21 protein-coding genes are annotated in these 20958 nt (G+C 65.1%); 11 read left to right on the top strand and 10 right to left on the bottom strand.

What is annotated here, in order from left to right:
* Nucleotides 1-43: 43 nt before the first annotated feature.
* The 3 genes from ACX80V_RS10270 to ACX80V_RS10280 are packed head-to-tail and all read right to left on the bottom strand — an operon-like array spanning nt 44 to nt 3042.
* On the bottom strand, nt 44-1207 hold the full coding sequence (locus ACX80V_RS10270) for a cystathionine gamma-synthase (RefSeq protein WP_485843043.1): 1164 nt from the start codon (nt 1205-1207) through the stop codon (nt 44-46).
* A gap of 13 nt (nt 1208-1220) precedes the next feature.
* A complete protein-coding gene (locus ACX80V_RS10275) occupies nt 1221-2606 on the bottom strand; it encodes a cystathionine beta-synthase (protein WP_485843044.1) in 1386 nt (461 codons plus the stop codon).
* 43 nt (nt 2607-2649) lie between these two features.
* Nucleotides 2650-3042 carry a VOC family protein gene (locus tag ACX80V_RS10280; protein ID WP_485843045.1) on the bottom strand — a complete coding sequence of 131 codons (393 nt, stop codon included), beginning with the start codon at nt 3040-3042 and terminating at the stop codon, nt 2650-2652.
* Nucleotides 3043-3173: 131 nt separating this feature from the next.
* On the opposite strand from ACX80V_RS10280, the gene ACX80V_RS10285 reads away from it, so the two are divergent.
* The 3 genes from ACX80V_RS10285 to ACX80V_RS10295 all read left to right on the top strand — a co-directional run bounded on the left by ACX80V_RS10285 (nt 3174) and on the right by ACX80V_RS10295 (nt 6012).
* On the top strand, nt 3174-4145 hold the full coding sequence (locus ACX80V_RS10285) for a DNA-3-methyladenine glycosylase family protein (protein WP_485843046.1): 972 nt from the start codon (nt 3174-3176) through the stop codon (nt 4143-4145).
* Nucleotides 4146-4240: 95 nt separating this feature from the next.
* The gene (locus ACX80V_RS10290) at nt 4241-5209 is read left to right on the top strand and encodes an ABC transporter ATP-binding protein (protein WP_485843047.1); all 969 of its coding nucleotides are present in this window, start codon (nt 4241-4243) and stop codon (nt 5207-5209) included.
* A complete protein-coding gene (locus ACX80V_RS10295; RefSeq protein ID WP_485843048.1) occupies nt 5209-6012 on the top strand; it encodes an ABC transporter permease in 804 nt (267 codons plus the stop codon). Before ACX80V_RS10290 ends, ACX80V_RS10295 begins: the two co-directional genes overlap by 1 nt.
* Here ACX80V_RS10295 and ACX80V_RS10300 read toward each other — a convergent pair.
* Complete coding sequence (locus ACX80V_RS10300) at nt 6005-7687, bottom strand: LuxR C-terminal-related transcriptional regulator (protein WP_485843049.1); 1683 nt, start codon at nt 7685-7687, stop codon at nt 6005-6007. The two genes, ACX80V_RS10295 and ACX80V_RS10300, sit on opposite strands and share 8 nt — an antisense overlap.
* 194 nt (nt 7688-7881) lie before the next feature.
* Between ACX80V_RS10300 and ACX80V_RS10305 the strand changes: the two genes are divergently transcribed.
* Nucleotides 7882-8304: an ester cyclase gene (locus ACX80V_RS10305; RefSeq protein WP_485843050.1), complete on the top strand. Its 423-nt coding sequence runs from the start codon at nt 7882-7884 to the stop codon at nt 8302-8304.
* A gap of 118 nt (nt 8305-8422) precedes the next feature.
* Here the strand turns inward: ACX80V_RS10305 and ACX80V_RS10310 are convergent, their stop codons facing one another.
* Nucleotides 8423-10099 carry an AMP-binding protein gene (locus tag ACX80V_RS10310; protein ID WP_485843051.1) on the bottom strand — a complete coding sequence of 559 codons (1677 nt, stop codon included), beginning with the start codon at nt 10097-10099 and terminating at the stop codon, nt 8423-8425.
* A 104-nt stretch (nt 10100-10203) separates the two neighbouring features.
* Between ACX80V_RS10310 and ACX80V_RS10315 the strand changes: the two genes are divergently transcribed.
* Nucleotides 10204-10482, top strand: a complete 279-nt coding sequence (locus ACX80V_RS10315) for a putative quinol monooxygenase (protein ID WP_485843052.1) — start codon at nt 10204-10206, stop codon at nt 10480-10482.
* 88 nt (nt 10483-10570) lie between these two features.
* Here the strand turns inward: ACX80V_RS10315 and trxA are convergent, their stop codons facing one another.
* Nucleotides 10571-11017 (bottom strand): thioredoxin, encoded by a 447-nt coding sequence (trxA, locus tag ACX80V_RS10320; protein ID WP_485843053.1) that lies wholly within the window; start codon nt 11015-11017, stop codon nt 10571-10573.
* Between the two features lie 160 nt (nt 11018-11177).
* Here trxA and ACX80V_RS10325 point away from each other — a divergent pair, with 160 nt between their 5' ends.
* Together ACX80V_RS10325 and ACX80V_RS10330 are read left to right on the top strand one after the other, a co-directional pair.
* A complete protein-coding gene (locus tag ACX80V_RS10325; protein ID WP_485843054.1) occupies nt 11178-12131 on the top strand; it encodes an ABC transporter ATP-binding protein in 954 nt (317 codons plus the stop codon).
* Nucleotides 12128-12931, top strand: coding sequence for an ABC transporter permease subunit (locus ACX80V_RS10330; protein ID WP_485843055.1), 804 nt, complete (start codon nt 12128-12130; stop codon nt 12929-12931). The genes ACX80V_RS10325 and ACX80V_RS10330 overlap by 4 nt, the downstream gene beginning before the upstream one ends.
* 19 nt (nt 12932-12950) lie before the next feature.
* Here ACX80V_RS10330 and ACX80V_RS10335 read toward each other — a convergent pair whose 3' ends face one another.
* Nucleotides 12951-13520 carry an acyl-CoA thioesterase gene (locus tag ACX80V_RS10335; protein WP_485843056.1) on the bottom strand — a complete coding sequence of 190 codons (570 nt, stop codon included), beginning with the start codon at nt 13518-13520 and terminating at the stop codon, nt 12951-12953.
* Nucleotides 13521-13590: 70 nt separating this feature from the next.
* Between ACX80V_RS10335 and ACX80V_RS10340 the strand changes: the two genes are divergently transcribed.
* Both ACX80V_RS10340 and ACX80V_RS10345 read left to right on the top strand, forming a co-directional pair.
* Complete coding sequence (locus tag ACX80V_RS10340; protein WP_485843057.1) at nt 13591-14325, top strand: potassium channel family protein; 735 nt, start codon at nt 13591-13593, stop codon at nt 14323-14325.
* Nucleotides 14326-14697: 372 nt separating this feature from the next.
* The gene (locus ACX80V_RS10345; protein WP_485843058.1) at nt 14698-15702 is read left to right on the top strand and encodes a LysM peptidoglycan-binding domain-containing protein; all 1005 of its coding nucleotides are present in this window, start codon (nt 14698-14700) and stop codon (nt 15700-15702) included.
* Nucleotides 15703-15814: 112 nt separating this feature from the next.
* Here the strand turns inward: ACX80V_RS10345 and ACX80V_RS10350 are convergent, their stop codons facing one another.
* Together ACX80V_RS10350 and ACX80V_RS10355 are read right to left on the bottom strand one after the other, a co-directional pair.
* Nucleotides 15815-16246: a CBS domain-containing protein gene (locus tag ACX80V_RS10350; RefSeq protein WP_058931634.1), complete on the bottom strand. Its 432-nt coding sequence runs from the start codon at nt 16244-16246 to the stop codon at nt 15815-15817.
* 434 nt (nt 16247-16680) lie between these two features.
* A complete protein-coding gene (locus tag ACX80V_RS10355; RefSeq protein ID WP_485843059.1) occupies nt 16681-17064 on the bottom strand; it encodes a hypothetical protein in 384 nt (127 codons plus the stop codon).
* 664 nt (nt 17065-17728) lie between these two features.
* Here ACX80V_RS10355 and ACX80V_RS10360 point away from each other — a divergent pair.
* Nucleotides 17729-19882, top strand: coding sequence for an acyltransferase family protein (locus ACX80V_RS10360; RefSeq protein WP_485843060.1), 2154 nt, complete (start codon nt 17729-17731; stop codon nt 19880-19882).
* Nucleotides 19883-20239: 357 nt separating this feature from the next.
* On the opposite strand, the gene ACX80V_RS10365 is transcribed toward ACX80V_RS10360, so the two are convergent.
* Nucleotides 20240-20629 carry a hypothetical protein gene (locus ACX80V_RS10365; RefSeq protein ID WP_485843061.1) on the bottom strand — a complete coding sequence of 130 codons (390 nt, stop codon included), beginning with the start codon at nt 20627-20629 and terminating at the stop codon, nt 20240-20242.
* Nucleotides 20630-20668: 39 nt separating this feature from the next.
* Here ACX80V_RS10365 and ACX80V_RS10370 point away from each other — a divergent pair, with 39 nt between their 5' ends.
* Entirely contained in the window at nt 20669-20887 is a 219-nt protein-coding gene (locus ACX80V_RS10370; RefSeq protein ID WP_485843062.1) for a site-specific integrase, read from the top strand.
* Nucleotides 20888-20958 lie beyond the last annotated feature (71 nt).

Raw genomic sequence — 20958 nt, forward strand, 5'->3', positions numbered from 1 at the left:
CAGGGCGCCTTAGATGGAGCGCGCTGCTACTTGAGGCGCGCTCCTACTTGAGGAAGGTGAAGGCGCGCTCCAGGTCCGCGATGAGGTCTTCCACGTCCTCGATGCCGCAGGACAGCCGGATCAGGTTGACGGGAACAGCAAGTTCCGTGCCCTTGACCGATGCGTGGGTCATCTCGGAGGGGTAGTTCATCAGCGATTCGATGCCGCCCAGGGATTCCGCCAGCGTGAACACCGACGTGTTTTCCGCGACCGTGCGGGCCGCCGCCTCGCCGCCCTTGAACTGGACGGACACCATGCCGCCAAACTTCTTCATCTGCTTCTTGGCCAGCTCGTGGCCGGGGTGGGAGGGCAGGCCCGGGTACAGGACGGCCTCCACCTCGGGGCGCTCGAGCAGCCATTCGGCCACGGCCTGGCCGTTATCGCTGTGCCGGTCCATGCGCACGCCGAGTGTCTTCAGGCCGCGGGTGGTGAGGAAGGCGTCCATGGGGCCGGACACCGCACCCACCGCGAACTGCACAAAGCCGATCTTCTCCGCGAGGTCCGCGTCGTTGACCACGATGGCGCCGCCCACCACGTCGGAGTGCCCGCCGATGTACTTCGTCGTGGAGTGGACCACGACGTCGGCACCCAGGGCGAGCGGGGTCTGCAGGTAGGGCGACGCGAAGGTGTTGTCCACCACGAGGAGGGCCCCGGCGTCGTGCGCCACCGCGGCGAGTGCCTCGATGTCGGTGATTTTCATCAGCGGGTTGGAGGGGGTCTCCACCCAGACGAAGCGGGTCTTGTTCGCGGCCACGGCTTTGCGGACCGCGTCCAGGTCCGCCATGTCCACGGGGGTGTTGCCGATCCCCCAGTCGCCGAGCACGCGGTTGATGAGCCGGTACGTGCCGCCGTACGCGTCGTTGCCGAGCACGATGTGGTCACCCGGCCGGGTCAGCGCCCGGATCAGGGAGTCCTCCGCCGCGAGGCCGGAGCTGAAGGAGTACGCGTGGCTTCCGCCTTCGAGCGCCGCGAGTTGCTCCTGCAGGGCGTCGCGCGTGGGGTTGGTGCCACGGCCGTATTCGTAGCCGTCGCGGAGCCCGCCGATGCCGTCCTGGGCGTAGGTGGAGCTGAAGTGCACCGGCGGGACCACGGCGCCGGTGCGGGGTTCGAAGGCCTGGCCGGCGTGCACGGCGCGCGTGTTGAAACCCTGGTTTTCAGAAACAGACATGGAGTTCCTTTGGCTAGTTGCTGAGGTAGGCGAGGAGGTCGTGGCGGGTGAGGATTCCCACGGGGGCGCCGACGAATGTCACCATCACGGTGTCCACCTCGGAGAGCAGCTCGCGGGCTGCGGAGATGGTTTCCAGCGAGCCGATGACCGGCAGGCGGGGGCCCATGTGCTCGGAGATCTTGTCCGTCAGCTTGGCCTCGCCGCGGAACAGCTTGGAGGTCAGGCTGCGCTCGTCCACGGCGCCGAGGACCTCGCCCATCACCACCGGCGGTTCCTGCGAGAGGACCGGGATGTGGCTGACGCCGAACTCGTTCATGATGTTGATGACGTCGCGAACGGTCTCGTTGGGGTGGATGTGGACCAGGTCCGGCAACTCGCCGGTCTTGGACTTGATGACCTCGCCCACTGACGCCTCTTCGCCGCCGGAGAGGAAGCCGTAGGAACGCATCCACTGGTCGTTGAAGATCTTGGCCAGGTAGCCGCGGCCGGAGTCCGGGAGGATGACCACCACCACGGCGCTTTCGGGGAGATCGCGGGCGGTCTGCAGCGCAGCCACCACCGCCATGCCGGACGAGCCGCCCACCAGCAGCCCTTCCTCGCGGGCCAGCCGCCGGGTCATGGCGAAGGAATCGGCGTCGGTGACGGCGATGACGTCGTCCGGGACGGATTTGTCGTAGTTCGCCGGCCACATGTCCTCGCCTACGCCCTCGACGAAGTACGGGCGCCCGGTGCCGCCGGAGTAGACCGAGCCTTCGGGGTCCGCCCCGATAATCCTGACGCGGCCGCCGTCGGCCTCCGGACGGTCTGCCGAGATCTCCTTGAGGAAACGGCCGGTGCCGGTGATGGTGCCGCCGGTGCCGGCGCCGATCACGCAGTGCGTCACCAGGCCGTCCGTGTCCTGCCAGATCTCCGGTCCGGTGGTCTCGTAGTGGCTGCCGGGGGCGGCCGGGTTGGAGAACTGGTCAGGCTTGTAGGCGCCCGGAATTTCCGTGACCAGGCGGTCCGAAACGCTGTAGTAGCTCTGCGGGCTGTCCGGGGCAACGGACGTGGGCGTGACCACCACTTCGGCGCCATAAGCCTGAAGCACGGCGCGCTTGTCCTCGCCCACCTTGTCCGGCACCACGAAGATGCACTTGTAGCCCTTTTGCTGGGCCACGAGCGCCAGACCCACGCCGGTGTTGCCCGACGTCGGCTCAATGATGGTCCCGCCGGGCAGGAGCTTGCCGGTCCGTTCAGCCTCTTCGATCATTTTCACCGCGATGCGGTCCTTGATGGAACCGCCGGGATTGATGTATTCCAGCTTGACCAGAACTGTGGCTTTGAGGCCTTCCGTCACGTGGTTGAGCTTGATGAGCGGCGTGTTTCCGATGAGGTCCAAGACGGACTGCGCGTACTTCATAGGTACAAAGTTACCGCCTGCCGCCGCTGGTCCTGCCCGGGGCTCAGCTCCCTGCCGAGGAATCCGTCTGCCAGAGGCCCAGGGTGTTGCCTTCGGTGTCCTTGAAATAGGCGTAATAGCCCATGCCCGGAACGGCGTCCTTGGCCTGGGCCACGGTGCCTCCAGCAGATTCGACCTGCGCCAGCGCGGCGTCCACGTCCTCCACATCGATGGTGATGACGGGGGTCTTGAGGTTGTCCGTGCGGGGGAACAGGGCCCCGTTGATGGCCCCTGGCGCGCTTGGCATGCCCGTCTGTTCGTCCGACGGCGTGGTGATGGCGATCGTGTAGTCCATCTCCTGCATGGGGGTCAGGGTCCAGCCAAACGCGCTTTGGTAAAAAGTGTTGGCGCGTTCCTTGTCATCGGAGGGAATCTCGAAATGCACAACTCCAGCCACAGCATGCTCCTTTGAATGCGAGGGGAAGACGCGGACTCCCCGCGCCACACGATGGAGTCTAGTCCTGGCATCTTCGGTCTGAAAGGGGCTCCGGAAGCTGCGTTGTCAGCCCATCGTGGGACCATGAATACATGACCATCCTTGACGCCCCCGCCCGGCTTGCCGCCGCCGCGGACGCGTCCCTGCGCTGGCATCCGGACGGCCCGTACAGCCTGCACCAGTCGCTGGGCACACTCCTGCGGGGTACCGGAGATCCGTCGTTTTCGTTCGGGCCGGACGGGTTATGGACGGCGTTTACGACGCCGGACGGCCCGGTCACGCTGCGCCTCACCGCTGCCGCGGATGGGGCTGTTGATGCCCAGGCCTGGGGTCCCGGTTCCGCCGCCGGACTCGCCGGAGTGCCCCGGCTCTTGGGCGCCGAGGACGACTGGTCGGCCTTTGACGAACCGGACTTCCACGCCACGCTCCCCCGGATGGTCCGTGACGCCCGACGCCGGAACCTGGCTGTCCGGCTGCCCTCCACCGGGCGGGTGGTTGATTGCCTCGTGCCCACCCTCCTCGAGCAGAAGGTCACCGTCATTGAGGCCCGCCGCGGCTACCGGTACCTGATGTACCGGTTCGGCTCGCCGGCTCCGGCGGCCGGAAGCGCGGCGCCGGAAGGGCTCCGCCTCCAGCCCACGCCTGAGCAGTGGCTGCGCATCCCGTCCTGGGAATGGCACCAGGCCGGAGTGGGACCCCAGCGTTCGGCGACCGTCATGCGGGCGCTGCGATCCGCCGTCGCGCTTGAACGGCTGGCCTCCCTTCCGTCCGCGGAGGCGGCAGCAAAGCTGCAGGTGATTCCCGGTATCGGGGTGTGGACCGCGGCCGAAGTGGTGCAGCGGACCCACGGCTGCCCGGACTCCATCGCGGTGGGCGACTACCACCTCGCCGCCTATGTGGGCGCCGCGCTCACCGGCCGCCGGACGGACGACGCCGGCATGCTGGCCTTGCTTGAGCCGTGGACCGGGCACCGGCAGCGGGTGGTCCGGATGATCGGCCTGAGCGGCTTCCGCAAACCGACGTTCGGGCCGCGGATGACCATCCAGGACCACCGCCGGCACTGACGGTTCTGCCGTGGACTCCAGCTTCAGATGGGTATAGCGTGGCGCCATGGAGCCCGCACCAGAGCCCCGGAATTCCGCATTCTCTGGAGTCACCCATGATCCACACTGACAAGCTGACAAAAACCTTCACCGTCAAGAAGGAAACGGTAGAGGCCGTCAAGGGAGTCGACATCGATGTTGCCCCGGGCGAGCTTGTGGCGTTCCTTGGCCCGAACGGTGCGGGCAAATCCACCACGCTGCGTATGCTCACTACGCTGCTCCGGCCCACTTCCGGCACGGCAACCGTCGCGGGGGTGGACGTCGCAGCGGATCCGGCCGGCGTACGCGCGCGGATCGGGTACATCGGCCAGGGCAACGGCGGCGGCCACAGCTTCCGGGTCATCGACGAACTGGTGATGCAGGGCCGCTTCTACGGCATGAACTCTACGGATGCTGCCGCACGGGCCCAGGAGCTGCTGAAATCCATGGACCTGGCCGACCTCGCCAAACGCACCGTGGTCAAGCTGTCCGGCGGGCAGCGCCGGCGGATGGACGTGGCGCTGGGGCTGATGCACTCCCCGCGGCTGCTGTTCCTTGATGAACCGTCCACCGGCATGGACCCGCAGAACCGGGCCAACCTGTGGGACCACATTATGCGGTTGCGCGCCGAGCACGGCACCACCATCGTCCTGACCACGCACTACATGGACGAGGCCGATTCCATGTCCGAGCGCGTGATTGTGATCGACCATGGCCAGATCATCGCCGATGACACAGCCGCCCGGCTGAAGGCCAACCTGGCCGGTGACCTGCTTGCCGTCGAGGTGGCGGCGGATTCCGCCGCCGGTGTGCGCGGGCTGCTGAGGCGGGCCGCCGCGGGCGGTGAGGTCAACGAAAACTCGTACGACGGCGTGGTCCGCTTCCGCCTCCGGCTCACCGAAGGCGCCCGGCTGGCACCGGCGCTGTTGCAAGAAATGAACGACGCCGGCGCTCCCGCCCAGTCCCTGGAGCTGAAACCGCCCACCCTGGACGATGTGTTCCTGGAGCTGACCGGCCGCAATCTGCGGGAAGGAGCAAACCGCTAATGGCTGCGCAAAGCACCGAGGTCCTGGAAAAGCCAGGCCTGGTCCAGATCCTGCATGACACCAAATACGTGTTCTGGCGCGAGATGCTGCTGCCGCTGCGGGACCCGTTCTCGCTGGTTTTCTCGCTGCTCCAGCCGCTCGTCTTCCTGGGACTCTTCGGCCCGTTGCTCGGCGCGGCGGTGGGCGCACCGGCATTCGGCGGCCAGTCCACGCTCCAGTGGTTCCTCCCCGGCGTCGTGGTCATGATTGCCCTGTTCGGCACGTCCATGACCGGCTCCAACCTGCAGTACGAGCTGATGACCGGTTCGTATGAGCGGATACTGGCCACGCCGTTGTCCCGCTCGTCGCTGATGATCGGGCGGGCGCTGAAGGAGTGGGCGCCGCTGGTAGTTCAGGGACTGCTGATCGCTTTGGTCTGCATCCCGTTCGGCTTTGTCTTCTATCCGCTGCACGTGCTGTTGGGCCTGGTCATCCTGGGCATTTTCGGCATCGGACTCGGTGCCCTCTCCTACGCATTGGCCCTGGTATCGCAGAACAAGGAGTGGATCTTCTGGGGCGTGCAGCAGACCCTGCTCTTCCCGCTGATGATCCTGTCCGGCATCATGCTGCCCATCGAGGCCGGGCCGGACTGGATGAAGACCGCCAGCCTCTTCAACCCCCTGACCTACCTGGTGAACGCCGAACGGGAGCTGTTCGCCGGCGGCGTCGGGACCGACACGCTCCTGGGCCTCCTCGCCGCAGCGGTGACGGCCGCCGTCGGGCTTGTAGTGGGTGTGCGGGCCATCAACCGCAACATCAATTAGGGCCCCTGCGGGCGGCGTACACCGCGGCTTCAGCACGGTTGCGAAGGCCGAGCTTCTCCAGCACGCTGCTTACGTGGTGGGCCACCGTTTTGTGGCTGATGAACAGCTGCACCGCAATTTCAGGATTTGAATAGCCCTCCACCAGCAGCCCCAGGATTTCATGCTCTCGCCGGGTGAGAATGCCTGCCTCGCGGGGAACGGACCGGCCCCCGGCGCCCCACGATCGCAACAGTGCCGCTGCCGTATCGGCATCATGGGACGCCCCCAGCTTGTCCAGCGCTGACAGTGCAGCGCGGGCTTCGGAGATGGCGAGCGTGGGCTGGCCTTGGGCTAAAAGACGCGCAAGTTCCAGTCGCGTGCGCGCGGCTTCCAGCGGAAGTTCCAAGTGGCCGAACCATTTGAGGGCGTCTTCAAAGTAACCCGTGGCAGACTCCAGCCGGCCCTCGGCGGCAGCAACCCGGCCTCTGGCCAGGGCGGCATGCGCGGACACCAAGCGTATTCCTCCGGCGCTGGCGTCAAGGTCGCCAAGGTGCTCGGCGACCACTGCAGCAGCGGCAGGATTGCCTGCTGCCAACTGTGCCTCCACCAGCAGGCTGCGTGCGCTCGCTGTCTCCAGGGAGGTCCGGTGCCCGCCGGCGTGCAGTGGAGGAACGACGTCGCCGGTACCCTCAATTTCGGAACGAAGCCAGCGCTCTGCCAGAGCCACTGCTGCTACCGGTTCGTTGCTTCCGAGGGCCAGTCCGGCCGCCACCAGGCTGGTCTCAACCGGAGCGCCGATCCTCTGGATCAAGGCCCTGGCCTCGTCGAAGTGCCCTTGGCGCACACGGAGGTCGGCGAGGCTCGCGATGGCCCTGTGGTACATACCGGGGAAGACGCCCTTCGTGCCGGCCGCAGCATGCCGCAGCTCGTCCTCGGCTTCGGCCCAATGACCCGTCAGCAGGAGCACCCGCCCGTGGACCATGCGGCACTGAGCGTAAAGGTATGGACAGCCATAGGTCCTCATATAGTCATCTGCCGCCAGCGACCACTGGGTAGCCCGCCCGAGGTCGCTGAGCAGGTCGCAGACCGTCAGCATCGAGCAACTCGCCATGACCACCGTGTAGAACGTCGTTCCGTCGCCACCCAGGGCGCTGGCCATGGCCTCGTCCACGCAGCGAAGCCCGGCCTGGACCTCCCCACCCTTGACCAGGACGACCCCGCGCTCCGCAAGCGCACAGACTGCCAGGTCGGGGTCGCCCAATTCATGCGACATGGCCAGCGCGCGCTCGATCAGGTCGCGACAGTGATGGGCATCCGTAGCCAGCAGCGCCGCACAGTAATCAACCCACGCCCGGGACAGTCCGTCGTCGGGCCCGGCCATGTTCTCCGCCCGGGCAAGCCAGCCCCGCGCCGCAGCCTCGTTGCCGAGGGACATCCCGTAGACAAGGCACAGCCACACTGCGGAGTCGATCGCCTCAGGAACATTGCCGGCACGGCGGCTGGCAGCGTAGGCGCGCTCACGGCAGCGGACGCTTTCACCAAGGTCGCCGAGAAAAAAGAGGGCGTCGCCCAAGCCTGCGAGCGCGCCCGGCGATCCGGTGCCCGAGAGGACCTCCTCAAACGCGGCGCGCGCATCCACCCACCGCCCCGCTTCCAGTGCCGCGTAGCCTCTCGCTGTCACTTCCTCCAGCGCCACGATTCAATTAGAGCACTTGACACTGCCGTTCTCTAGGGACGGAACTACGGGCGCGGGCCGCCCCGGATCCGCCTGGTGGGCTCCGCCGGCATAGGCCACAAAATGGGTCAGTTGACCCATCCGCCTGGCCTTGGAGCCGGGCAGTCTGAAGTTGTCCCGAATAACGGACAACAGGACCAATAAAGGAGCAAACGATGAGTGCAGACGCAATTGCAAGGGCAATAGAGGCCGCTAACACTCATGATGCGAAGGCCTTCGCCGCAACGTATGCCGCGGACGCGGTTGTCCACGACCCGCTCTACCCGCAGCCGTTGAAGGGGCGGGACGCCGTTGAGCAGGACATGGTGGAACTCCTGCGGGCCTTCCCGGACGTCAGTCTCACCGTGGGGCCCCTGTTCCAGGACGGCGAGACGTTCGCAGCCGAGTACACCCTGCGCGGGACGCATCAGGGACCGTTGGCATCGCCCGGCGGCGAGATTGCCGCCACCGGAAAATCCTTCATCAATAACGCGGCTGTCTTCTCGAAGTTCAATGCTGAAGGGGAAGTCACCGAGGAACGCCGCTACTACGATGTTGCCGGTTTGCTGGCGCAGCTTGGGGTGACCCCGGCAACCTGAGCCGCGGAGCGGGGGCTTAACTGTCCGTTCGCGCTCAACGAGGGGGCTCAGACAGCGCGAACGGACACTTATGGACCCACAGCGGGCTCTTGCGGCCCCGATTGCGGGACGCCGCGCGTCAGAGCCCCAGGAGGGCCACTGCCTCCTCGCGCATCTCCACTTTGCGGATCTTCCCGGAAACGGTCATGGGGAAACTTTCGCGGACGTCCACGTAGCGGGGGATCTTGTAGTGGGCCAGTTTCCCGCGGCAGAAGTCGGCGACGGCGGCCGCGTCCAGCGGGTCCGCGCCGGGCTTGAGGATGATGCAGGCCATGAGTTCCTCGCCGTACTTGGCATCGGGCACCCCGATCACCTGCACGTCCTGTATGGACGGGTGGCTGTATAGGAACTCCTCGATCTCGCGCGGGTAGATGTTTTCGCCGCCGCGGATCACCAGGTCCTTGATGCGGCCTTCGATCACCACGTAGCCCTCGTCGTCCATCCGGGCGAGGTCGCCGGTGTGCATCCAGCGGTCGGCGTCGATGGCTTCCGTGGTCCTGTCCGGCTGGTCCCAGTACCCGGCCATGACGGCGTAGCCCCGGGTGCACAGCTCGCCGATCTCGCCGCGCTCCAGCACCTCGCCGGTGCCAGGGTCCACGATCTGGCTTTCCAGCCTCGGCATGGTGCGGCCCACGGTCTCGGTCCGATGCTGCAGCGTGTCACCGTTCCGGGTCATGGTGGACACCGGGGAGGTCTCGGTCATGCCGTAGCAGATGGCCACATCCACCATGTGCATCTCCGAGATTACCCGGTTCATCACATCGATGGGGCACACCGATCCCGCCATGACGCCGGTGCGGAGCGTGGCCAGGTCGTAGGAGGAAAAGTCCGGCAGCGCCAGCTCCGCGATGAACATGGTGGGCACGCCGTACAGCGATGTCCCGCCAAAGTCCTGGACCGCCTCCAGCGCGGCCGCCGGCGTGAAGCCGCGCCCGGGGATGATGGTGGCCGCACCGTGGCTGAGGGCTGCCAGGTTGCCGATCACCATCCCGAAGCAGTGGTAGAACGGCACCGGAATCACCACCCGGTCGTGCTCGGTGTAGCCCAGCAGCTCACCGATGGAGTAGCCGTTGTTCAGGATGTTGTGGTGCGTCAGCGTGGCACCCTTGGGGAAGCCCGTGGTCCCGGACGTGTACTGCAGGTTAATGGGATCGTGCGGGCCCAGCTCCGCCATGCGGGCCTTCAGTCCGGAATGCACGACGGCGTCAGCCCGCTTGAGCATCTCGGCGTACGTCAGCTCACCGTCACTTTGGGGGTCACCGGCGTCGAGCCCGTCCATGCCGTAATCCGGCAGGAACACCAGCTCCCGCAGGTCCGGGCAGCCGGCGAGCGCCTGGCGCGCCATCCCCACATAGTCGCTGTTCCGGTCCGACGGTGCCGCCACCAGCATCCGCATGCCGTTCTGCTTCACCACAAACTCCAGCTCGTGGCTCCGGTAGGCCGGGTTCACGTTCACCAGGATGGCACCGGCTTTAGCCGTGGCGTACTGCAGCAGCGTCCACTCGGCGCAGTTCGGGCTCCAGATGCCCACCCGGTCCCCCTTGGCCACCCCCGAGGCGAGCAGTGCACGCGCGAGTCGATCGACGTCGTCGTTCATTTTCGTGTAGCTCCAGCGGCGGGCGTCAGCGCCCGGGACCGGCGCGGCCTCGATCAGCGCGTCGTGGAAGGGGAACCGGGCCACCACCCGCTCGAAGTTCTGGCCGATGGTTTCCTCGAGGAGCGGGACGTCAGTGTCCCCGGCTGTGTAAGCGCGCATGGTGGCACGCTACCAACAGGAGCCGGGCAAGAGAAGCGCAACAGGAGGGTGTCCGCGCGTAAACAGGGCGGGCCTGCGTCCCGAGTCCCGGTATTGTGAAATCCATGAGTGCACCCATCGACCTGCAGGCAACGTTCATCCCCAACGACGGCGAGTTCTTCCGCGTGAAGCTCGCCCTGGAAATCGCCATCGACGAAGTGGTGAACGAACCCGGCTGCATCCGCTACGAGCTGATCGAAGCCACCGAAGAGAAGCTGGTCCTCACGGAGCAGTGGGAATCCGAGGAACTGCTTGCAAAGCACTCCAAGGGCACCGCCGTCCAGGACCTGAACGAATCCCTGAGCGCGCTGCTGGCCGAGCCCGTGCAGCTGGAACGCCTGTAACCTTCAGTCAAGAATCGGTTAAAGCGAAGCGGGGCCTCTCACTGAGAGGCCCCGCTTCGGAGTTTACGGAAGGATCACCCTTCCGCGATCACGCGTCCGGGATCTGCGTGCCGTCCTGCGGACCCGATGTCTTTCCGGCGGTGGCCGGGTTGCTTTCCGCGGCCGCTGCGGCTTCTGCCTGCGAGCGCGCCACATGGGCGTGCACTTCGTCCATGTCCAGGGCCTTGACCGCGTCAACAACCTGCTCCAGCTGCTGGGCGTTCAGGGCGCCCGGCTGGGAGAAAACGAGGACCTTTTCGCGGAAGGCCATCAGCGTGGGGATGGACGTGATGCCGGCCTCGGCGGCGAGCTGCTGCTGGGCCTCGGTGTCCACCTTCGTGAAGGCGACCTCCGGGTACTTCTCGGAAACGGCTGAATACGTGGGCCCAAACTGCTTGCAGGGACCGCACCATTCAGCCCAGAAGTCAACGAGCACAATGTCGTTGCCTTCGATGGTCGATGCGAACTGTTCGCCTGTGATGTCAACTGTAGCCATGATCCAACGGTACGCGAGGGTGCTGCGGAATGTCGCGGCCGGTGGCGCCCTGTTCGCTCCCCGCGTCATCGGGAGTATCCGGGCAGGACCGTGTACACCGGCCATTGCGAGGCCTACCCTTGGGGTCATCAGCCGCTGACTGCCGCACACAGGAGGGTTCATGGCCCTGGCTATCTCCACCCGGTCCCTCACCAAGAAGTTCGGCCGGCGCGAGGTGCTCCACGGGGTGGATTTCAGCGTCGAGGCAGGCTCGGTGTTCGGCGTGATCGGCCCCAACGGAGCGGGCAAGACCACCACCATGCGCTGCCTGCTGGACATCATCCGCCCAACGTCCGGGGAGGTCAGGGTGCTGGGCACGGATCCCCGGGTGGGAGGTCCGGAACTCCGGCGCCGGCTCGGCTACCTCCCCGGCGAGCTCTTCCTCGAAGGCCGCGTGACCGGCCGCAAACTCTTGGCCCACTACCAGGCCATCAGCGGTCCCGTGGCGCGGGGCCGGGTCGATGAGCTGGCCGAACGGCTGGGACTGGACCTGGACCGCCACACGCGCAAACTATCCAAGGGCAACAAGCAGAAGCTCGGCCTGGTCCAGGCGTTTATGCACGATCCCGAGCTCCTGGTCCTCGATGAGCCCACCAGCGGCCTGGATCCGCTGGTCCAGCAGGAATTCCATGCCATGGTCCGCGAGGCGCAGCACAACGGCCAGACCATCTTCCTCAGCTCCCACGTCCTTAGCGAGGTCCAGCAGACGGCAGACACGGTGGCGATCCTCCGGGACGGCCGGATCATCGCCGTCGAGTCCGTGAGCGGGCTCCGGGAAGGTGCGGTGCGCCGGGTCCGGTTCACCGCGAACGGAATAACAGCGCACGACGCCGGCGCGCTGCTGGGTGGGGTACCCGGCGTCGGGCACGTTGAGGTGCTGGAGTCCGGCGGCAGCATCACCCTTTCGGCCACCGTGGAGGGGGCCATCCAGCCGCTGGTCAGGGCCCTGGGCACCCTCGATCTGACCGACCTGGTGCTGGAGGAACCGGATCTTGAGGAGTCGGTGCTCAAGATGTACTCAACTCCCGCAGCCACGGACCCGGCATTGCCCGGCACGGCGGAGGCCGCGCGATGAGCACCACCACCTTGCCGCTGTTCCGCCGGGCGTTCTTTGATTCCTGGCGCTCCACCGTCGCATGGGCCGCGGGCCTGGCCGCCGCCACGTTCTTGTACCTGCCGCTGTACCCGTCCATCGGCGGGAGCGCGCAGATGCAGGACATGATCGATGCCCTCCCGGCCGAGATGACCAAGGCGCTGAACTACGACCAGATCGCCACCGGTCCCGGGTACACCCAGGCCACGCTGTTCGGGCTGATCGGCTTCCTGCTGATGACCATCGCTTCAGTTGGATGGGGTGCGGCCGCGGTGGGCGGGGATGAGGAATCCGGCCAGCTGGAGCTGACCCTCGCCCATGGGGTTACCCGCGTCCAGGTGGTGCTGGAACGCGCGCTGTCCCTGTTCCTGCGGGTGGTGCTGCTCGCGGCCCTGGTCTTTGTGCTGGTCCGGCTGCTCAATGTTTCAGCCCAGCTGACCATCCGGCCCGAGAACCTCTTCGGCGCAGCGGTGCTGTTCGCAGGGCTGGCGCTACTGAGCGGAACGGCCGCGCTGTGCGCCGGGGCCGTGTCCGGCAGGCAGGCGTACGGGCTGACCGCGGGTGCCGCCGTCGGCGTTCTTGGATATGTCTTCAACGCCGTCGGCCGGCAGAGCGGGGACGTGGAGTGGCTGCTCAATCTGAGCCCCTACCACTGGGCTTACGGAAATTCGCCGGTGGCCAACGGTGCGGACTGGGCAGCGGCGGGGTGGCTCTGGGGAATTTCGGCAGTCCTGGTGGCCGCGGCGGCCTATGCGGTGAACCGCCGCGACGTCGGCACGTAGCTGTCCGGGTTGCCGCCGTTCAGGCCCTGGGGTCCCGGGTGAGGCTGTCCCAAACGTGCGGCGCCGGCGTCCGGCTGCCGGGCAGGGCGTTGGTCTCGCGCCATTCGTGGATCCATTCGGGCAGCACCAGGTCCGCCGGGGGCTGCCCGAACTCGCGCAGGATCTCCTCCTGGCTCACCGGCCCGCCCTTGCTGACCAGGCGGGTGGCGATGTAGGCGCGCGCGTAAATCTCGCCGTCGGACACCATACGCTGCTCAAAGTAGATGGCCTTGGCATCCAGGCCGATGATCTTTGTTTCGATGGTGTACTGCTGCCACAGCTGCAGCGACTTCCGGAAGGCGATGGTCTCCCCCGCTGCTACCGGGCTCCAGCCACGCCGGCGCATTGTCTTCCACACGCCGCTGCGGACCATCAGGTCAAACCGGCCCAGGTCCATAAGGGAAAAGTACATGCCGTTGTTGACGTGCATGGCGATGTCGATGTCGGTGGGCAGGACCCGCAGCGGCAGGGACGACGAGTCCCAGATAGTCAGCGCGGAGCGGCGGGCGGACGTGAACAGCATCAGAAGGGTTCGCAGAAGCAGGTGCATCCTCCAATGTTACCCATCAGTAACTTGCTGGCAAGTCCGTAGGTCCGGCCCGCCACGTAGGATGTGGCGCATGACGCAACAACGCTACCGGAACTTCGCCGAGTGGCCCCTGATGGGGACTGCACTGGTTTTCCTGGCGGCGTATGCGTGGCAGGTGATTGGCCGCGTCGACGGCAGCGGCGCGGAATGGCTTGAGACGGTGCTGTGGCTGACGTGGGGTATTTTCGCCCTTGATTACGCCGCGAACCTGTGGCTGGCCACGGACCGCCGCCGCTGGTTCCTCTGGAACCTGCACGAACTCCTGATCGTGGCCCTTCCGTTCTTCCGGCCGCTGCGCCTGCTCCGGCTGGTCACGCTGCTTTCAGTGCTGCACAGGACCATCGGAGAGACCCTCAGGGGCCGGGTGGTCACGTACGTGGCGGGATCGGCGGCGCTCCTGGTATTTGTGGGCGCGCTGGCTGTGCTGGACGTTGAACAGTCGGCCCCGGACGCCAAGATCCTGACGTTCGGCGACGCTCTCTGGTGGGCCATCACCACCATCACCACGGTGGGTTACGGCGACATGTACCCCGTGACGCCGATCGGCCGGCTGGTGGCCTCGGCGCTGATGATGAGCGGCATTGCCGTGCTGGGTGTGGTCACCGCGTCCATCGCCTCCTGGCTTGTCCAGCGTGTAGAGGAGTCCACGGAAGCTGCCGCGGAGTCCGTGGAGGAACCCTTGCGGGCAGAGCTCGCCGGCCTGGCCACGGAGATCGCTGCGCTGCGGCGCGAAGTGGCCGAGCTTAAGGACCGCCCCTCGTTGTAGGAATGTCCCGGTAGAAATGTCCAGCGGGGCAGGCGGCTGGACACCGAGTAGTCGCCGCCGCGGGGCCAAGTATTCGGCGGAAAAATTCAGGTAACGCCTACTCGTGCAGTGCCTGGCGCAGCTTCCTAGACTCGAAATTCCTAGGGCCAAACAAAGTTGCCGGCGCATCCTCCGAGCTGGGGTGGATGATGCCGCTTCATAGCGGGGCATCCGTATCTTCTGGGTATGCGGGCGCTCCCATCATGCGCGCTTTCCGTGCGCGGCTCCGTCATAGACCGGCACCGCGCAGCGCATCACTCCTCGATCCGTCCTGCATTGGAACTCGCGGCACACTGCCGCCCTGTTGCCGGACCGACCTGCGATGGGCCACCCATGTTCCAGTTGACCGCACACACTCCCGAACCACCCCGCCGAAATTTCGAAACCGATGTCCCGCGGGCCGATCTCCTGGCACTGAGGCGCGGGCCGATCAGCAACAAGCTGTGGGCCGGTATGGCCACCGCCGCCGTGATTTCCGCCTTCGGAGTCGGCGCACTGGCCGGCCCCGTCCCCAAGGCAGAGATATCCGCGCCACCGGAGGCCATCACGACGGCGGCGGCGCCAGTTGTGCGCGTTGCCCGGCCTTTGGCCGCGGTGCCATTGGATGCGCCGTATGTTGGGTCCGTCGAGTTTGGCAGTGCGGGAGCTGGCACTGCGGAGCCGGAAGTCGCAGAAGCTGCGGTGCCTCCGGCGACTGCCGAGGCTCCCCCACCACCGCCAGCGCCCGAACCTGCTCCGGCACCTGCCGGCGACCCCAACCTCTACACGGTTGTCCCCGGCGATACCGTGGGTGGGATCGCCGGCCGGTACGGCGTTGACACGAACGCGATGCTGGCCGCCAACGGGTTGGGCCTTTACAGCATCATCGTCCCGGGCCAGACGCTGAAGCTGACGGGGCCCGCCGTCGAGGTTTCCGCCCCGGCACCGGCGCCGGCAGCGGTTGCGGCGGCACCCGCTGCTGCTTCACCGGCCTACATCCCCGCCCCGGCGCCGGTCCAGGCCGCGCCCGCTGTCCGCACCATCTATGTCGCGGGCGCTGGCGGACAGGCCATGGTGGACGCGTGCATCGGGCCGATCCACTACACACCCAACGACGGCTACTCGCTGTTCATCACGGAGCACGACTTCTGCGGCGGGTGGGCGCGCTTCTCCGGCATCGGCGTGGGCGAGACCGTCAGCATTCCGGGCTACGGGACATACACGGCGACGGCCCGGGGCCAGGTCCCCAACCCGGGAACCACCAACGATGTCATCGCGGTATTCGGCGGATTCCCCCGGGCCATCCTGCAGACGTGCATCCCGGGGACCAACCAGATGCTCCTGATCGCCCTGAACTAGGCTCTGGTCCGGCCGGGGGGGGTTTCGCGGTCCAGAGTTTCCAAAGCTTGTTCGCGGTTCCGAACCTTCAAGGCAAGGAGCCGCGAACAAGGCCATGCGGGAATTAGTCAGACTATGCAGACATAGGGTGGCGTTCCGAAATGTGCTCCACCAGTTCGCCCACGCGCTCCTCGGTGTAGTTGCGCGCAATGTCACCCTGGCTGAGGATGCCGACCATCTTGTGATCGACGATGACCGGGAGGCGCCGGACCTGGTGCCTCTCCATGATTTCGATGGCTGCGTCAACGCTGGCGTCGGCGTCCACCCAGTAGGGCTTGCCGGTGGCTAGCTCGCTGGCCAACATCTCGCGGGGATCACGATCGGCAGCAACGCACCTGAGCACAATGTCGCGGTCGGTGATCATGCCCTTCAACTTGCCGTCATCGCCGCAGATCGGCAACGATCCACAATCCAGATCCAACATCATCCGAGCGGCATCTGCGAGGGACTGATGCTCCTTAATACACTGTGCATCCGTGGTCATAAATTCACGTACAACGCTCATGGTTCTCCTTCATCGATTGATGTATCGACGCAGGGCATCGGGGTCACATGCGCCGATGGTGCCAGCCTACGCCGGGCCCAACGCTGATGTCGACGGCGGTTTCTCCCCTGTGGTCAACTCCCCTGCACGCGCGTCAAAGAGTGCCGCTGGTTATGGATATTGGTTTCGATATATCGGGTGAGCCATTCTTGAAGCTGCGCGGTGTCCCAGCTGGGTGTGGCAACGAGGAGTACTTCGCGGTCTTCGCGGACGACGCCGGTGATCCCGTCCTCCTTCGCGAGGGTTTGACCAGCCGGTCCACCTCCCGGGAGTACTCGTTGGCGATGTCCTCCCGCAAGACACCTCAAGCTCCCGCCCGCAGAGTGCGTCTTCGCCTAGGTCCTCGACCTCGATAAGCGGTTCGTCCTCAACGACTGTTTCCTCGTCATTACCGTTCAGCTGCTGATGGCGGCGGCGGCGGCCATGCGAGCCAGCTTGTCATCATCTGAGGGGAGCCGCCCGCTGGCTTGTCCTCGGGCAAGGCCTGGAACCAGGTCAGCCAGTGGAACCTCCTGGTTGTCGTGCACGAGCACTGGGTGGTTCTGCCAGATGTAGGACTTGATCCGGTTGTAGCCGACCCGCCATTCCGCTCTGGGTGCTCCTTGCTCCACGACGCTGCACAGGTAGGAGATAACCCCATCGATGATGGCAATTGACTCTGGCGACAGGGTCGGCTCTATGCCAATGTCGTAGCGGAGCCACGACGGGCCGGTCGAGGTATCAGACTCAGCGGTTTCCGCCGTTCGCTCAGGTACTCGACTCGCACCTTCGCTGAGCACGCAACGACGATTCCGTCGCACGAGATATTGAAGTTGCAGGACGCGGTTTCCTTGCAGCGTTTCTCTCCAGGTCCGCAGCTTGCTGGCGGATTCCCTAAGGGACATTTGTTGCCGCAGCTGCACTTAGGACCAAATGGGCTGAGGTTGCTCCCTTGCACAGCGCCCGCGAGAGCCGCGGTAAGAACGCTGTTCCCCTGAATGCTGCCGCCGCAGATCTGCGTTTGCGCTTCCTGACCCTTGGCAACCGCGTCTCCGGGTGGCGCCGACGACCCGGTTACTCCGACGGCTGCGAGGGCTGAGATAAGAGTTGCTCCCGATGCCAAGCGACGAACACTGTTTATGACTTGCTCACGATTTCCATAGGTCAGACGATAAGGGACCGGGACTCAGTGGGTCCGGTCCACGGGGCGGGTGAGCGTACTGGTATTTACGCCCGCAGCAGCGCGGATTGAAGCGGACTTTCGACGCCGATCGAGGCGAGCAAGTCGGGTCAGCATCAAGCTGGAGGCGCCCGATTTCTGAGAAAATTGCCGGGCGAGGTCAAGAATTTTTGCCCACTTCACGACCGCACGCCTTTCTTCGGGGAAATGCATTGATTCTGGCCGCAAAGAGCGCTACTGTCGGCCGCACGAGCCGGTAAGAGACGTCGGGCCAAAGGGGCGACATGATGCATCTGGCCAGCGGATTGCTCAATGGAAACCACCTTGACGCGCGTAAACCCCGACGCCGTCTGCTAACGAGTAAGCGTGCCACGAAGGGAGCCGATCGCTCTTCATCCGTTCCACGCACGTTCCGTCCGGACATAGAGGGTCTTCGCGCGATCGCAGTTCTACTGGTCGTGCTGGACCATGTAGGCGTGCCGGCGCTGCAAGGAGGCTACGTCGGTGTCGACGTCTTCTTCGTGGTCTCCGGCTTCCTCATCACCGGCCTCCTGCTCAAAGAAGCTGAACGGGGTAGGCGGATCTCCCTCTTGTGGTTCTATGCACGACGGGCTCGGCGAATCCTGCCTGCCGCGACTCTTGTCCTCGCCGTCACAGTAGTCTCATCCTTCGCTTTGATCGGCGGTACGAGTGCTGCTCGAACCGCCGAAGACGGGCAATGGGCCGCGCTTTTCGCCAGCAATTTTCGCGAAACCTCACAAGGGACGGACTACTGGGCCAGCGACCTTTCTCCATCCCCGTTACAGCACTATTGGTCACTGGCCATCGAAGAGCAGTTCTACCTGTTATGGCCAGCCTTAATGATGGCGGTCGCTGCGATCGGATGGAGAGTTCCGCTACGCACGCGACTGACGGTTCTCCTCGCTGTCACGATTGCAGTGTCCCTTATGTGGTCGGTGTACGCGACGACGGAGAACGCGAGTGTGGCCTACTTCTCTCCCTTGACGAGGACCTGGGAACTTGCGGCTGGCGCAATTCTTGCCGTGCTCACACCGACGATCATGCGGCTGCCGGTTTTTCTTGCTGCCGTTACGAGTGTGTCCGGACTCATCGCGATTGCGGCAGCAGCGCTCACGCTGGACGAGTACACCAGGTACCCAGGGTCCGCTGCTATTCTTCCGGTTGGCGGAACGGTTCTTGTGATAATCGGCGGGACAATCACACCGAAGCGAGGAGCCGAAGTGCTCCTGCAGTGTCGACCTCTGCAATGGCTTGGCAAGCTCTCTTATTCCCTGTACCTGTGGCACTGGCCCGTGCTGATCCTCCCCGCGGCATCGCTCGGGACCGAACTGGCGATGACCACCAAGCTTGCCTTTGTCGGTGTGGCGCTGGCCTTGTCTGTCGTTACCTTCAAGTATGTGGAATTGCCCGTACGGAACTCCAACTGGCTCAAGGCCCGCCGGCCGTCGGTCAGCGTGGCTTTCGGCGCCGCACTGGTGGCGCTATCACTTGGCCTCACGAGCAATCTGGTGTCGATCCTGCCCAAGCCTTCCCCCACAGACAAAGTAGGCGATTTTGCAGTTGCCCCTGGCAGTGACCTACCGACGGCTGACGAAGTGGCAAAGGCCGTGGCTGACAGCGTAAACGTCGCAGGGTGGCCGCCGGAGCCGCCTGTTGGGAGATTCCTCTTCAACCAACATGCCTGTATAAGGGGCCTAGATGCCCCAACAGGTAAAGTCACATGCAGTTATGGTGACGCCAGCGGCGGCGAGACAGTGGTGGTTTATGGCGACTCGCACGCTCAGATGTGGGAAAGTCCGCTCGGCGTGACAGCCACTGAACTTGGGCGGCGCTTCGAAGTCTTTTCGATGTTCTCGTGTCCGCCAGCCGACTTTTCGGTCTACAACGCGAAGCGCAAGGGTGATTATCCCGAGTGCAAGGCATTCCGTGCTGACTCGCTGGCGAAGATCGAGGCACTTCACCCGAGCGTCGTCCTCATCTCGGGTCAGCGCCAGGGTACTTGGCTTGAGAAGGATGGGCGCCCTGACAAAGAAAACACGGAGGCCGCCTGGGAGGAGGGTCTCGCCTCGACCATAAAGTCATTGAGCGCGATAAGCGATCGTGTGGTCGTGATCGGGGACATCGCGTACTCGGAAAAGGATCCCGAGGACTGCGTCACATCGAATTCCGACGACGTCCGTCGCTGCCACACTCAGCGGAGTTACGCGGTGGACACCGAACACAATGAGATGGAGAAGCGCGTCGCCGAGGCCGGTGGCGCGGAATACGTGGACGTTGTTCCGTGGTTGTGCGCGGAGGATGTCTGTCCCGCGGTTGTCGCGGGATATGCAACCCATATGGATGCTCAGCACATCTCCACCAACTACGCCCTGTGGTTGCGTCGGTCTCTTGCTGAGGCGGCCGCCTTGCTTCCCTGATGTGGCGTCAGCAGCGTTGTGCGCGCCGCCGGGGGATGCCTGACCACGCGGTTCAAAAATGGGCTTTCTCAGGGGCCTGGTCCTGATGGTGAAATATCTCTTCATCTGAAGGAGCCAAGATCAATATCAACAAAAATCGACTGTAGTCTTTCCATTCGTCCGTTGGTCAGCGGTAGGCAGACGTGGCGGGCTCTAATACTTTCAACGTGCTTTAAAACCGACGCGACCATTGACTCGGCTTTGTTATTAACAGGGCGGCGTCAGCATGCCCTCGACCCGTCGGCAGGAAGCCAGGGCCAGATGAACAGAGACCAGATGTTGGCCCCAGATGCCGGTTCTTTCCCCAGCGGTGATGGCCTAGGTGCAGCACAATACCAGGAGTGCGCACGGGCGGCACAGCTCGGCTTCCCGTTGCTGGAGACGATGGTCTTCGGCCATCCATTCGGTCCCTCCGTTGCATGGCAGCGTGGCTCGGACCTGGGCGTTCATGAGGGCGCTGAACTCGGGCACGCTGGCCGCGGTGTCCTTGAATCGGCGGGGATTAGTCACGAGGGCCCCGATTGGGTTGTGGCGGGATTCCCGGGCGTGGATGGTGAGGTTGTAGGCGGACCAGTCCATCGGCAGTCCGGCGAGGGTTGCCGCTAAGGCGAAGGCGCCGTTGGGTAGGTAGAGTCCTTCGGTGTTCCGCTCGTAGCCGTGCTTCCAGTAGTAGGTGGAGCGGTCGTCCTGGACGCCGCCACTGAGCACCGGCTGGGCGCACTGTTTGAGGTGGCCATCCTCTCCGGTATGCGCCGCGGTGAACTGTGCGGCCTCCGCTGGCAGGACGTAGACCTTGCCGCCCGCCGCCTGGTTGTCTGTGTGCAGCTTGTACAGGTAGGCAAGGAAGTAGTGGAGGGCACAATCAAAACGGATGCCGGACAGGACCGCGTGGTCGAACTGTCAGACCGGGCCGTCGCCGCTCTTCTGACGTGGCAGTTCCAGCAGGGGCAGGAACGCGAGGCATGAGGAGACGCCTATCAGGACTCGGGCCGCGTGTTCACGTACGAGGACGGCAGCCAGCTCCGCCCGGGCTACCC

The sequence above is a fragment of the Pseudarthrobacter arbutini genome, assembly GCF_054510915.1.

Coding starts and splice junctions, on each gene's coding strand:
- ACX80V_RS10335 (WP_485843056.1), bottom strand. CDS start 13,520: ATGCACCTGCTTCTGCGAACCCTTCTGATGCTGTTCACGTCCGCCCGC.
- ACX80V_RS10370 (WP_485843062.1), top strand. CDS start 20,669: ATGCGCCGCGGTGAACTGTGCGGCCTCCGCTGGCAGGACGTAGACCTT.
- ACX80V_RS10290 (WP_485843047.1), top strand. CDS start 4,241: ATGATCCACACTGACAAGCTGACAAAAACCTTCACCGTCAAGAAGGAA.
- ACX80V_RS10325 (WP_485843054.1), top strand. CDS start 11,178: ATGGCCCTGGCTATCTCCACCCGGTCCCTCACCAAGAAGTTCGGCCGG.
- ACX80V_RS10330 (WP_485843055.1), top strand. CDS start 12,128: ATGAGCACCACCACCTTGCCGCTGTTCCGCCGGGCGTTCTTTGATTCC.
- ACX80V_RS10285 (WP_485843046.1), top strand. CDS start 3,174: ATGACCATCCTTGACGCCCCCGCCCGGCTTGCCGCCGCCGCGGACGCG.
- ACX80V_RS10315 (WP_485843052.1), top strand. CDS start 10,204: ATGAGTGCACCCATCGACCTGCAGGCAACGTTCATCCCCAACGACGGC.
- ACX80V_RS10295 (WP_485843048.1), top strand. CDS start 5,209: ATGGCTGCGCAAAGCACCGAGGTCCTGGAAAAGCCAGGCCTGGTCCAG.
- ACX80V_RS10275 (WP_485843044.1), bottom strand. CDS start 2,606: ATGAAGTACGCGCAGTCCGTCTTGGACCTCATCGGAAACACGCCGCTC.
- ACX80V_RS10305 (WP_485843050.1), top strand. CDS start 7,882: ATGAGTGCAGACGCAATTGCAAGGGCAATAGAGGCCGCTAACACTCAT.
- ACX80V_RS10340 (WP_485843057.1), top strand. CDS start 13,591: ATGACGCAACAACGCTACCGGAACTTCGCCGAGTGGCCCCTGATGGGG.
- ACX80V_RS10270 (WP_485843043.1), bottom strand. CDS start 1,207: ATGTCTGTTTCTGAAAACCAGGGTTTCAACACGCGCGCCGTGCACGCC.
- ACX80V_RS10350 (WP_058931634.1), bottom strand. CDS start 16,246: ATGAGCGTTGTACGTGAATTTATGACCACGGATGCACAGTGTATTAAG.
- trxA (WP_485843053.1), bottom strand. CDS start 11,017: ATGGCTACAGTTGACATCACAGGCGAACAGTTCGCATCGACCATCGAA.
- ACX80V_RS10345 (WP_485843058.1), top strand. CDS start 14,698: ATGTTCCAGTTGACCGCACACACTCCCGAACCACCCCGCCGAAATTTC.
- ACX80V_RS10360 (WP_485843060.1), top strand. CDS start 17,729: ATGATGCATCTGGCCAGCGGATTGCTCAATGGAAACCACCTTGACGCG.
- ACX80V_RS10310 (WP_485843051.1), bottom strand. CDS start 10,099: ATGCGCGCTTACACAGCCGGGGACACTGACGTCCCGCTCCTCGAGGAA.